At 62.5% G+C, this 12297-nt stretch carries 12 protein-coding genes; 1 reads left to right on the top strand and 11 read right to left on the bottom strand.

Going from position 1 to position 12297, the window contains the following annotated elements; genetic code table 11:
- Positions 1–174: 174 nt before the first annotated feature.
- The 8 genes from rpsO to rimP form a co-directional block, all read right to left on the bottom strand.
- A complete protein-coding gene (gene rpsO / locus ACYG9V_RS08210; protein WP_280790898.1) occupies positions 175–549 on the bottom strand; it encodes a 30S ribosomal protein S15 in 375 nt (124 codons plus the stop codon).
- A gap of 95 nt (positions 550–644) precedes the next feature.
- A complete protein-coding gene (gene corA / locus ACYG9V_RS08205; protein ID WP_023682006.1) occupies positions 645–1739 on the bottom strand; it encodes a magnesium/cobalt transporter CorA in 1095 nt (364 codons plus the stop codon).
- A 44-nt stretch (positions 1740–1783) separates the two neighbouring features.
- Positions 1784–2755, bottom strand: coding sequence for a tRNA pseudouridine(55) synthase TruB (gene truB / locus ACYG9V_RS08200; RefSeq protein WP_352763836.1), 972 nt, complete (start codon positions 2753–2755; stop codon positions 1784–1786).
- Entirely contained in the window at positions 2755–3174 is a 420-nt protein-coding gene (gene rbfA, locus ACYG9V_RS08195; protein ID WP_023669558.1) for a 30S ribosome-binding factor RbfA, read from the bottom strand. Before rbfA ends, truB begins: the two co-directional genes overlap by 1 nt.
- A gap of 161 nt (positions 3175–3335) precedes the next feature.
- Complete coding sequence (gene infB / locus ACYG9V_RS08190; RefSeq protein WP_023669557.1) at positions 3336–5900, bottom strand: translation initiation factor IF-2; 2565 nt, start codon at positions 5898–5900, stop codon at positions 3336–3338.
- Positions 5897–6547 (bottom strand): RNA-binding protein, encoded by a 651-nt coding sequence (locus ACYG9V_RS08185; protein ID WP_023726862.1) that lies wholly within the window; start codon positions 6545–6547, stop codon positions 5897–5899. The genes infB and ACYG9V_RS08185 overlap by 4 nt, the downstream gene beginning before the upstream one ends.
- Before the next feature lie 38 nt (positions 6548–6585).
- Positions 6586–8181: a transcription termination factor NusA gene (gene nusA / locus ACYG9V_RS08180; protein ID WP_023669555.1), complete on the bottom strand. Its 1596-nt coding sequence runs from the start codon at positions 8179–8181 to the stop codon at positions 6586–6588.
- A 47-nt stretch (positions 8182–8228) separates the two neighbouring features.
- Complete coding sequence (rimP, locus tag ACYG9V_RS08175) at positions 8229–8873, bottom strand: ribosome maturation factor RimP (RefSeq protein ID WP_023669554.1); 645 nt, start codon at positions 8871–8873, stop codon at positions 8229–8231.
- 335 nt (positions 8874–9208) lie between these two features.
- Between rimP and ACYG9V_RS08170 the strand changes: the two genes are divergently transcribed.
- Complete coding sequence (locus tag ACYG9V_RS08170; protein WP_023669553.1) at positions 9209–9373, top strand: hypothetical protein; 165 nt, start codon at positions 9209–9211, stop codon at positions 9371–9373.
- A 42-nt stretch (positions 9374–9415) separates the two neighbouring features.
- On the opposite strand, the gene trmB is transcribed toward ACYG9V_RS08170, so the two are convergent.
- The 3 genes from trmB to ACYG9V_RS08155 all read right to left on the bottom strand — a co-directional run bounded on the left by trmB (position 9416) and on the right by ACYG9V_RS08155 (position 12164).
- Positions 9416–10117 carry a tRNA (guanine(46)-N(7))-methyltransferase TrmB gene (gene trmB, locus ACYG9V_RS08165; RefSeq protein ID WP_023823757.1) on the bottom strand — a complete coding sequence of 234 codons (702 nt, stop codon included), beginning with the start codon at positions 10115–10117 and terminating at the stop codon, positions 9416–9418.
- A gap of 139 nt (positions 10118–10256) precedes the next feature.
- Positions 10257–11522 (bottom strand): methionine adenosyltransferase, encoded by a 1266-nt coding sequence (metK, locus tag ACYG9V_RS08160; protein WP_023669551.1) that lies wholly within the window; start codon positions 11520–11522, stop codon positions 10257–10259.
- A 222-nt stretch (positions 11523–11744) separates the two neighbouring features.
- Positions 11745–12164: a helix-turn-helix domain-containing protein gene (locus ACYG9V_RS08155; RefSeq protein WP_023669550.1), complete on the bottom strand. Its 420-nt coding sequence runs from the start codon at positions 12162–12164 to the stop codon at positions 11745–11747.
- Between the last annotated feature and the right edge of the window lie 133 nt (positions 12165–12297).

Here is a 12297-nt window from a genome sequence, read left to right as displayed (position 1 = left end):
TCGGGTAGATTTCGGCGCTGGTTAGCGCACGAGCGTCCTGCAATCCTGCCCCATGACCGTCCATGGGCGGTTTCGAGTGGCCTCTGCGCGCTCGAAACCGGGTCTAGCCAATCGATGCGACTGGCAGAATGCGCGACCGGCGGGCTCTCCTTCGAAAGCCCGCCGGTCAATTCGTCAACGGCGCAGACCGAGCTTCTCGATCAACGTCTGATAGCGCGCGTCATCCTTGCGCTTGAGATAATCAAGCAGGCTGCGGCGCTGGGAGACGAGAGCGAGCAGACCACGGCGGGAATGGTTATCCTTCTTGTGGTCCTTGAAGTGGTCGGTCAGGTTCTTGATGCGCTCGGAAAGGATGGCCACCTGGACTTCCGGAGACCCGGTATCGCCCTTGGCGGTTGCGAATTCACCCATCAATTCCTGTTTGCGCTCGGCAGTAATCGACATCGTGTTTTTCCTTATCTGTTTGAGGAAACGGGTCGCCCTCAGCCGGGATGTCGTCCAGCAGGGGCCGGTGCAAGCAAAGCGACATGGCGCGATGCTGCGGCGCATATAAGGCAATTCCCTGGAAAACACCAGCCCATTCATAAAGCCGGCTCCTCGCAGCCCTTTGCTCAGGAATCCAGGATCCCCCTGACACCTGAAGCTTACAGCCACTTTTTGCTTTTGAAGAAGACGATCAGCCCGACAGCAACGGCCAGCATGAACAGCAGCGAAGCCGGGTAGCCATAGTAGGCTTTCAGTTCCGGCATGTTCCACGGCGAGCTCTCGGGATCGAAATTCATCCCCCAGATACCGACCAGGAAGGTTAGCGGCATGAAAATCACCGAGACGATGGTGAGATAAGAGATCACATCGTTCGTGCGCGCCTGGCTCAGCGACAAATGCATTTCGATCAAGCCGGTCAGCATATCACGCTGGTTCTCGACCAGCTCGATCAGCCGCAATGCGTGGTCGAGCGTGTCGTTGAAGAAGATTTTCGTCTCCGGCTTCACATAGGGCACGTCGTTGCGGATCAACGTCGCCAGCGCGTCGCGCATCGGCCACAGCACGCCCTTGAGCACATTGGCGTCGCGCCGCAATTCGTGCAGCTGGCGCATCTGATGCTTGTGAGGCGTGTTGAGCATCTCGTCCTCGATGCCATCGACCTCCTCGCTAGCGGCCTCAATCGGCGGGAAATAGCTGTCGACGATGGAATCGATGAGCGCATAGGCCAGATAGTCGGCGCCGCGCATCCGCAAGCGGTTGGGCAACGCTGCGGCGATGCGCTTGCGCACGGGGTCGAACGGATCGCCTTCGCGCTCCTGGAAGGTGACGACGAATTTCTTGCCGAAGAACACCGCGATCTGCTCATAGCGATGCACCTTGACGTCGTCGATCATGCGCATGACGACGAAGGCGTGGTCCTCGAAGAAGTCGACCTTCGGCCGCTGGCCGGTGTTGACGACATCTTCCAGAGCCAGTGGATGCAGGTTGAAGATCCGGCCGATCTCCTCGATCAGCTGGATGTTGGCGAGACCGGTGCAGTCCAGCCAGACGACCGGCCAGTTGTCGCAATGGGTGTTGAGATCGTCGATGCTGGCATCGTTGATGGTCTTGAATTTTTCAGGCGAAATCAGCGTCAGCCGCAGCTCGGACCGTCGCGCCGCCGGATCGGCGATCAGCGTGCCGGGCGAGGCGCCAACCGGCGGCCGGCGCGTTGTCACCGGCGCCCGCTTCTTCACCGCCTCAGCCTTTGCCATGTGCCCCTCGGATGTGACGTCGACGTAAGACTAGACGAGAGTGGTCAGCCGACAAACACCCGCTTCGGCTTGAACATGCCTTGCTCGATGGCGCCGATGGCGACAAGCTTGCCGCGCGCGGTGGCGCAGGCTTCCTCGGCTTCCACGGGCGCGTCGCGGCCGCGGATGATGACGGGATTGCCAAGGCGGATCTTGGTCGCCGCTTCGTCGCTGATGGCGATCTGGGGCAGGCAGTCGAGCGCGGCGGCCGTGTCGACAAGCAGCGCATCGATGGCGCCGAAGTCGATCGGCGCATCGGCAACATCGGCGTCGCCCTCTCCGTCAGCTTCGCGCTGTTCGCCGAAACGGGCGACTTCCAGTTCGGCGAGGGTGACGAAATCCTCCTGGGTGAACGGCTCGACCTCGACCCGGCGCAATTCGGCGATATGACCGAAGCAGCCGAGGTCGCGGCCCATGTCGCGGGCCAGCGAGCGCACATAGGTGCCCTTGCCGCATTCGACCTCGAACAAAGTGTGGTCGGCAGCGTGCTCGACGATGTCCAGACGGCCGATCTCAATCTCGCGCGCGGGGATGTCGACTGTCTCGCCCCCACGAGCGAGATCGTAGGCGCGTTCGCCTGATATCTTGATGGCCGAGAATTGCGGCGGTGTCTGCATGATGACGCCGGTGTAGTTCGGCAGCAGCGCCCTGACATCGTTTTCCGCCGGACGGCGGTCGGAACTTTGCGTCACCGGGCCTTCGAGATCGTCGGTCGAACGCTCCTCGCCCCAAGCGACGGTGAACCGGTAGATTTTGGCGCCGTCCTGCACATAAGGCACGGTCTTGGTTGCCTCGCCCAGCGCGATCGGCAGCATGCCAGAGGCCAGCGGGTCGAGTGTGCCGGCATGGCCGGCCTTTTCGGCCTGGAAAAGCCATTTGATCTTGGAGACGGCTTCGGTCGAACCCATGCCAACCGGCTTATCCAGCACCACCCAGCCGGAGATCGGCCGGCCCTTCTTCTTGCCGCGGCGCCCCACTATTTCTCGTCCTTGTCGTTGTCTTCGCCATCGGCACCCAAGTCTCGCGCGACTTCGGGCGATTTCAGCAAATCGTTGATCCTGGCGAAATTGTCGAAGGACGTATCGAGCTTGAAGCGGAACTCCGGCATGAACTTCATCTGGCGGAGCGCGCCGGAGACGCGGCCACGGACGAACTTCGCATGCTTGTTGAGCGCGTCGATGACCGCACCCGTGTCCTTGGCGCCAAGCGGCGAAACGAAGGCCGTTGCGACCCTCAGATCAGTGGACATGCGCACTTCCGAGACCGAAACCACGGTGTTCTCGATCAGCGGGTCGATAATCTCGCCGCGCTGCAAGGTTTCCGACAGCGCATGGCGCACCTGTTCGGCGACGCGAAGCATGCGCTGGGATGGGCTGGAGGCGGTTGGACGGGGCATTTTTCTCAATCCGGAAAGCGTGAGGCGCGGGATGGGACCGTGCCGCATGTCTCATACTTGTTTCTATGCATGTCGTTTATCCCGCACTTTTGGGCGACAGGCATTAAAGTTAGGGCGGCGGTCTTTCGACCACCGCCCGGTCGTATCGACAGTATACGAACTCAGAGCGTCCGGGTCACCATCTCGACGCGGAAGCACTCGATGATGTCGCCAACGCGCATGTCCTCGTAGTTCTGGAAGGCCATGCCGCACTCCTGGCCGCCCGGAACTTCCGCGACTTCGTCCTTGAAGCGCTTGAGGGTCTTCAGCGTGCCTTCATGGATGACGACGTTGTCGCGGATCAGGCGCACGCCCGCTCCACGCTCGACCTTGCCTTCGGTGACACGGCAGCCGGCGATCTTGCCGACCTTGGTGATGTCGAAGATCTCGAGGATCTCGGCATTGCCGATGAAGGTCTCGCGGCGTTCCGGCGACAGCAAGCCGGAAAGTGCTGCCTTCACATCGTCGACGAGGTTGTAGATGATCGAGTAGTAGCGGATTTCGATGCCCGCGGCCGCCGCGGCCGCACGTGCCTGCACGTTGGCACGGACGTTGAAGCCGATGATCGCGGCCCCCGAGGTCTCCGCCAGCGACACGTCGCTTTCGGTGATGGCGCCGGCGCCGGCATGAACGATGCGCGCACGCACCTCGTCGGTGCCAAGCTTGTCGAGAGCGGCGTTGATCGCCTCGATCGAACCCTGCACGTCGCCCTTGATGACCAGCGGGAATTCCTTCAACCCGCTCGTCTGCAGCTGCGACATCATCTGTTCGAGCGAGCCGCGCTGGCCGGCATGGCGAGCCACTGCCTTCTCGCGCGCCAGACGCTGGCGATATTCGGTGATCTCGCGGGCGCGGGCCTCGTTGTTGACGACAGCGAAGCGGTCGCCGGCTTGCGGCGTGCCCTGCAGGCCAAGCACCTCGACCGGCATTGCCGGCGGCGCCTCCTTGATCTGCTCGCCACGGTCGTTGACCAGCGCGCGCACCCGGCCCCATTCGTTGCCGGCGACGAGGATGTCGCCCGGCATCAAAGTGCCGGTCTGCACCAGTACGGTGGCGACGGGGCCACGGCCCTTGTCGAGCTGGGCTTCGATGACCACGCCCTCGGCGGTACGGTCCGGATTGGCCTTGAGGTCGAGGATTTCGGCCTGCAGCAGGATCGCCTCGAGCAGCTTGTCGAGGTTGGTGCCCTTGGTCGCCGACACTTCGACGTCCAGCACTTCACCGCCCATCGATTCGACGAACACCTCATGGCGCAGCAGTTCCGACCGCACCTTCTGCGGATCGGCATCATGCTTGTCGATCTTGTTGATCGCCACGATGATCGGAACGCCGGCCGCCTTGGCATGGCTGATCGATTCGATGGTCTGCGGCATGACGCTGTCGTCGGCCGCCACCACCAGGATAGCGATGTCGGTCGCCTGAGCGCCGCGGGCGCGCATCGCCGTGAAGGCGGCGTGACCGGGCGTGTCGATGAAGGTGATCTTCTGACCGTTCTTCTCGACCTGGTAGGCGCCGATATGCTGGGTGATGCCGCCGGCTTCGCCGGAGACGACATTGGCATTGCGGATGGCGTCGAGCAGCGAGGTCTTGCCGTGGTCGACATGGCCCATGATGGTCACGACAGGCGGCCGCGACACCAGGTCCTCGGCATTGTCGGCAATGTTGAACAGGCCTTCCTCGATGTCGGACTCGGCGACGCGGCGGACCGTGTGGCCGAATTCGGTGGCGACCAGCTCGGCCGTGTCGGCGTCGATGATGTCGCCCGGCTTCAGGATCTGGCCCTGCTTCATGAAGTACTTGACCACATCGACAGCGCGCTCGGACATGCGCTGCGCCAGTTCCTGGATGGTGATGGTTTCAGGCAGGATCACTTCGCGCATAACCTTCTCGCGCGGCTCATTATGCATCGCGCGCTTGAATTTTTCCTGGCGGCGACGCATCGACGACAGCGAGCGGGCGCGCGCGTCCTCGTCGGAAAGCGCCGTGTTGAGGGTCAGCTTGCCGCGACGACGGTCTTCCTCGGCCTTGGTCGGCTTGGCCGGGCGCGCCACTTCGGGCGTAACCGGACGGCGTACCGGGGCGCCGGCGGCGGTGCGCTTCGGCTTGACCTCTTCCTCGTCGTCCGATGCCACAAGCTCGGCAGCCTGCGGCGCGCGGCGGCGCGCTTCTTCCTCGGCGCGGCGGCGGGACTCGGCCTCGGTCTGCAGGCGGGCTTCTTCCTCGGCCTGACGGCGCGCGGATTCCTCGCGCTCGCGCTTGCGGCGTTCCTCATCCTCGTTGCGGCGCTTGGCCTCTTCGATGGCGCGTTGGCGGTCCTCGACGTCGCGAACCTTGGAGCCTTCGAGCGCCCTGCGGCGCGCTTCCATTTCATTGCGCGACAGTTCGTTCAGCACCATGCCGCCGCGTTCGGCCGGCGGCGGCGGAGGCGGCGCCTTAGGCGCTTCCTGCACGACGGGGGCTGCCACTACCGCGGGCTTGGGCGTAAATACGGGTGCAGCCACCGGCTCCGGCTTGTCGCCGGGCATGGAGAATTTGCGCTTCTTGATCTCGACCTGGACCTGCTTGGTGCGGCCATGCGAGAAATTCTGTCGCACGACGCTCTGCTCTGTACCGGGGCGCTTCAGCGTCAAGGTCTTCTTCGGTGTAACACTCAACGTCTTATCGTCGCCCGATTTCGTATCGCTCATTCCATATCCTCTGCAGCATCATCTTCGTCAGCAACGGCCGCAAGCATTGCCAGATCGTCGGGGGTTCCGCCCCGATATCGGTCGAGCGCAACCATGCGCCTCTCAACCGCCTTGCCCGCGTCTCCCGCGAGAACGGCAGCATGTATCACATTTGTACCCCCCAATGCCAAGCTCAACTCGGCCTCGGAGAAAAGTTTGTAGGCAAGGACTGCCGGCCCGCCGAGGTGGACAGTTGCCCGCCGCGCCTGACTGATCTTGCGCACGCCATCGTCGGATGCCTCGGTCGCGTGGAGCACGAAAAGCGCCGACCCCGAGCGCACCGCGCTCTCGACCTTGGTTGCGCCGAGTGCGATCGAGCCAGCCTTGCGGGCAAGGCCAAGCATACCCAAAGCGGATCGTGCAAGCAGTCCGTCGACCATGCCGCCGAGATCGGGCGGCACGACGACCTGCGCCTTGAAGGCGCGGGCAAACAGGTTCTTCGCCGCCGCCTTGTCGATATGTAGGCGGTCGGCGCTCACCCAACAACCACGGCCGGGCAGATTTCTCTTCAGGTCAGGAACGACGGCCGAATCCGGGCCGACGACGAAACGGATCAGCTCATCCGGCTCGGCTTGCTTGCGCGTGACGATGCAGGTGCGATCGTTCATCTCGTCCTGGGGCGGGTTGTGTGCGATGCGGTTTCACCTCACGCACCAACGGCTTCGTCAGCCGGGACCTGTTCGGCTGCAAGCTCGTCTTCGGTGATCCAGCCGGCCTTGAGGCGGGCTGCCAGAACCATCTGCTCGGCGTCGGCGCGCGACACGCCGTGATTGGCGAGCACACCCGGGAATACCTTGGTCTCGCCGTCCTTGCGTTCCTTCCAGCCGGTCAGGTCGTCGGCGGCATAGCCGGCGAAATCCTCGATCGTCTTCACGCCATCCTCGCCGAGCGTCACCATCATGGCGGTGGTGACGCCAGGGATCTCGCGCAGTTCGTCGGTGACGCCCAGCGCCTTGCGCTTGTCGTCATGCTCGGCTTCGATCTTCTCCAGATATTCGCGGGCGCGGGTCTGGATCTCCGAAGCGGTGTCTTCGTCGAAACCGTCGATCGAGGCGATCTCGCCCGAATCGACGTAGGCAACTTCCTCGACGCTGGTGAAGCCTTCGGAGGCCAACACCTGGCCGACCATCTCGTCGACATCAAGGGCTTCCATGAACAGCGACGAGCGTTCGACGAATTCCTTCTGGCGGCGCTCAGACTCCTCGGCCTCGGTCAGGATGTCGATGTCCCAGCCGGTGAGCTGCGAGGCAAGACGCACGTTCTGGCCACGACGACCGATGGCAAGCGACAGCTGGTCATCGGGAACCACCACTTCGATGCGCTCGGCATCCTCGTCGAGCACGACCTTGGCGACTTCCGCCGGCTGCAGCGCGTTGACGATGAAGGAGGCAGCCGAAGGCGACCACGGGATGATGTCGATCTTTTCGCCCTGCAATTCGCCGACCACGGCCTGGACGCGGCTGCCGCGCATACCGACGCAGGCGCCGACCGGATCGATCGACGAGTCACGCGAAATGACGGCGATCTTAGCGCGCGAGCCTGGGTCGCGGGCGACCGACTTGATCTCGATGATGCCGTCATAGATTTCCGGCACTTCCATGGTGAAGAGCTTGGCCATGAACTGCGGATGGGTGCGCGACAGGAATATCTGCGGGCCGCGCTGTTCGCGGCGCACGTCGTAGACATAGGCGCGGACGCGGTCGCCGTACTTGTAGTTTTCACGCGGGATCAGCTCGTCGCGGCGGATAATCGCCTCGCCACGGCCGAGATCGACGATGACGTTGCCATATTCGACGCGCTTGACGGTGCCGTTGACGATCTCGCCGATGCGGTCCTTGTATTCGTCATACTGGCGGTCGCGCTCGGCCTCGCGCACTTTCTGCACGATGACCTGCTTGGCTGACTGGGCGGCGATGCGGCCGAAATCCATTGGCGGCAGCTGTTCGGCGATGAAGTCGCCAAGCTGGGCGTCCGGATTGCGCTCGCGGGCCGAGGAAATGGCGATCTGGGTGGCGTAGTCGTCGACCTTCTCGACCACTTCCATCAGCCGCTGCAGCTTCATCTCGCCGGTGTTGGCGTTGATGTCGGCGCGGATGTTGGTTTCCTGGCCGTAGCGCGAGCGCGCGGCCTTCTGGATCGCATCAGCCATGGCGGCAATGACGATCGACTTGTCGATCGACTTTTCACGCGCCACCGCGTCGGCGATCTGCAGCAGTTCAAGTCTGTTGGCGCTTACAACCATCTTATTTCTCCCGAGCTTGTTGCCGAGCTTTTAGGCCCGGCCGCTCATCATAGTTCCTGTTCGATTTCGTCTTCCGCGCCGCCTTCAGCACCTTCGGGTGCATCATCAGCTTCGCCGCGGCGTTTCTTGGCTTCCTTGCGTTCCCGGTTGTCCTTCGAAAGGGCATCGCGAATAAGATCGTCGGTGAGGATCAGCCGCACATCGGCGATCGCGTCATAAGGAATGCGAACCGTCGGCTCTTCGCCGTAGGCGGCCTTGTCGCGCTCGAGCAGCATGTCGTCTTCGCCGGCTTCGGCGATCTTGCCCTTGAAGCGCTTGCGGTCGGCGACCGGCACCGAGGTTTCCATCTTCACCAGATGGCCGGTCCAGGTGACGAAATCCGACTTGCGTACCAGCGGCCGGTCGATGCCCGGCGACGACACTTCGAGATGATAGGCCTTCTCGATCGGGTCATCGACGTCGAGCGCCGGCGACACAGCGCGGCTGACCTCTTCGCAATCCTCGACGGTCATGGTGCCGTCCTCGCGTTCGGCCATGATCTGCAGCGTCAGGCCGTTCTGGCCCGACAGATGCACCCGCACGAGACGGAAGCCAATGCCTCGCAACACCGGCTGAACGATCAGCGCGATGCGCGCATCGATACCGCTTTCGCGGATGATGCGGTCGTCGGCTTCGCTTGCCGTTGCAGTCATGCGTTTCCTGTCGTTCTATGGGTCAGGATGATCGTCGTCCCGAACCATCTCTTTGCTGATGGCTGACCGGCAGGTAATAAAAAAGAGCGGGACCGGGTGGACCCACTCTTCGTCATACCGACCAAGAATTTGAGGCTGATATAGACGATCCCGGCCAGTGTTTCAAGTCTGTTGAGGGGCCGGGCAGAGTGCAGCCGGCGACGGCTGGCAGGATTGCGCGGGGCGCATGCCGGCTATGCGGTAACGGCCCTGTGATCCCGGATGTCACATCGCTATCTATGGTGCACTGCACAAATCAAAGATGAGCGCGCGGTGGCGCGCGAAAGGTCAAGACAATGAGCAACCGTACCGTGTTTTCCGCCATAGGCGACGCCTTTGCCCTGTTCGGCAGCGCCGTTGCCGCCTCGCGGGCCGTCGAAGCCGGCCGCAAGCCGCGCGCCAACGATCTGCGCCGGCTTGGCATGGATCCGACCGCTTTCGGCAAGATCGGCCGTTTCTGAAGCCAGACCGGCTGTCGATGCGGGACACTTTCCCGCATCGAACTATTTTCTGATGAAGGTGAGATAGGCCGGCCGTCGGCCCTCGCGAATGGCTTTCGCCTCGTAGCGTGTGCCCGGCCAGCCTTCATAGGGCCGATGCCAGTCGGCCCCATCTTGCGCCTGCCAGAGGAGCGCGCCATGCGCCCGGCAGTGCAACAAGGTCCAGTTCACATAGGTGTCGATGTCGGATGCGAAGCGGAATTTTCCGCCCGGCTTCAGCACGCGCGCGAACCGATCGAGGTTGAGCGGGCTGACAAAACGCCGCTTCCAGTGCTTTTTCTTCGGCCAGGGATCGGGGTAGAGCAGGTCGATGCCGTCGAGCGACGCCTGCGGCAACCAATCGAGCAGGCGCGTGGCGTCGTCGTCATAAACGCGAAGATTGGCAAGCGGCTTTTCCCGCACCGCCATCATCAGCTTGGCCATGCCGTTGACGAACGGCTCGACACCGATGAAGCCGGTCGCCGGTGCCTCCGTGGCACGGTGCAGCAGATGCTCACCGCCGCCGAAGCCGATTTCCAGCCGAACCGTTGAAACATCCGCTGAGAATAGCGCGCGCAATTCTGCCGGTGCCTGGACGGAGAGGTCGAGGCCATAGGCCCCAAGACCGCTTTCCAGCGCCGCCGCCTGCTGCGGGCGAATGGTCTTGCCGTGCCGGCGGCCGAAGAACCCTTCGGTCGCCCGGCTCCGCCTGTCCTGTGGATCCATGGCCTGGTCGCGCGCCGCGCTTAGATTGAGATGAGATTTGGGATTGAGATGAGATTTGGCTGAAATCTCATCTCAATCTAATCCTTTGTTGGAGCATGATCTTTTCCAAAAAACCGGTACCCACTTTTTGGAATCATGCCTAAGCAGCGATCGCGTCCTTGAGCGCCTTGGCCAGATCGGTCTTTTCCCAGGAGAAGGACCCGTCTCGGCCGGCCTTGCGGCCGAAATGGCCGTAGGACGAGGTCTTTGCGTAGATCGGCTTGTTGAGGTCGAGATGCCTGCGGATGCCGGATGGCGACAAATCCATCACCGTGCGCAGCGCTTCCTCGAGCTTGGCCTCGTCGACCTTGCCGGTGCCGTGCAGGTCGACATAGACCGACAGCGGCTGAGCAACGCCGATGGCGTAGGACAGCTGGATGGTGCAGCGGTCGGCGAGCTTGGCCGCCACCACATTTTTGGCGAGATAGCGCGCCGCGTAGGCGGCGGAGCGGTCGACCTTGGTGGTGTCCTTGCCGGAGAAGGCGCCGCCGCCGTGCGGGGCAGCACCACCGTAGGTGTCGACGATGATCTTGCGGCCGGTCAGGCCGGCGTCGCCGTCCGGCCCACCGATGACGAACTTGCCGGTCGGGTTGATGTACCACATGCAATCGTCGGCGATCTTGAGGTCGCCGAGCGCCTCACGGATGTAAGGCTCAACGACCTTGCGGACCTTCTTGGAATCCCAGGTCGCGTCGAGATGCTGCGTCGATAGCACGATCTGAGTCGCTTCGGCGGCCTTGCCATCGACATAGCGAACGGTGACCTGGCTCTTGGCGTCAGGCCCGAGCTTGCCGGCTTCGCCGTTGTTTTCGTGACGGGCAGCGGCGAGCAGTTCGAGAATCTTGTGGCTGTAATAGATCGGCGCCGGCATCAGGTCCGGGGTCTCGCGGCATGCATAGCCGAACATGATGCCCTGGTCGCCGGCACCCTCTTCGCCCTGGCGGTCGGCGGCGTTGTCGACGCCCTGGCCGATGTCGGGCGACTGGCCGTGCAGCAGAACCTCGATCTTTGCCGTCTTCCAGTGGAAGCCGGCCTGCTCGTAGCCGATTTCGCGGATCGCCTTGCGGGCGACCGACTTGAACTTGGCCGGGTTGACGACCGAATGCCCGGCGGCGTCCTTGAGGATGTTGCCGGCTTTGTCCCGCTTCAGCAGAGTATCGGGAACCCTTACTTCGCCGGCGATGACGACGCGGTTGGTGGTTGCGAGCGTCTCGCAGGCGACGCGGACTTTCCATGGGTCCATGCCGGTCTTCTTGGCCTCGCGATAGACCAGATCGACGATCTCGTCCGAGATGCGGTCACAGACTTTATCGGGATGACCCTCGGCCACGGATTCCGAGGTGAAGAAGTAGTTCTGCCGCGTCACGGGTGTCCCCTCTTGAAAAAACGATCGGCAGGGCTGCCGATTTTGGCGCGCCACGTGTTAACGGTGCCGGGCGCCGCTCGTCAAGCGGTGCCGCGGTTCTGGCATGAGTGCCGCAGCAATATATCTTGTACCACCGGCGGCTTGGCGCCGCCGGCAGTCGAGCCTCTGGGCTACTCGGGCCCGGGGGATTACTGGGGCCAATGGGTCAATCGACCCACCGAATCACTCGGCATCTTCGGCAGAAAGGGACTTCACAAGGTCGATAATCCGGCGGCGCACCTTCACATCCGCGATCTTGACGAACGCGCGGTTGAGCTGAAGCCCTTCCGGACTGCCGCAGAATTCGACGGCGAAAGCCATCGAAGTGTCCTCGGCAAATCCTCTATTACCCACCGGCTCCTGCCCTGGCGCATCCTCGAAAAAGAAGGCGACAGGCACGCTGAGTATCGAGGCTATTGCCTGCAGACGGCTGGCGCCGACGCGGTTCGTTCCTTTTTCATATTTTTGGATCTGCTGAAACGTAATACCGAGATTTTCACCAAGCTTTTCCTGGCTCATTCCAAGCATATTGCGCCGAAGGCGGACGCGACTTCCGACATGGATGTCGATCGGATTCGGTTTCTTCTTGTTTTCTTCTGTCATTTTTTCCTCGCCGAATTTTTCCGGCCTTTTCTATTTTTCTCGCCCAAACGAAGCCGGAGCCAACTGCCCCAACAGAAACACCAACCGACTTCGAGAAAATTAGGCGGTAACAGTATGAGTTTCTAATGTGTCG

This window comes from Mesorhizobium sp. W016 (assembly GCF_054719485.1).
Note: the sequence above shows the minus strand (reverse complement) of the source record. Positions and strands in the feature narration are given on the sequence as shown.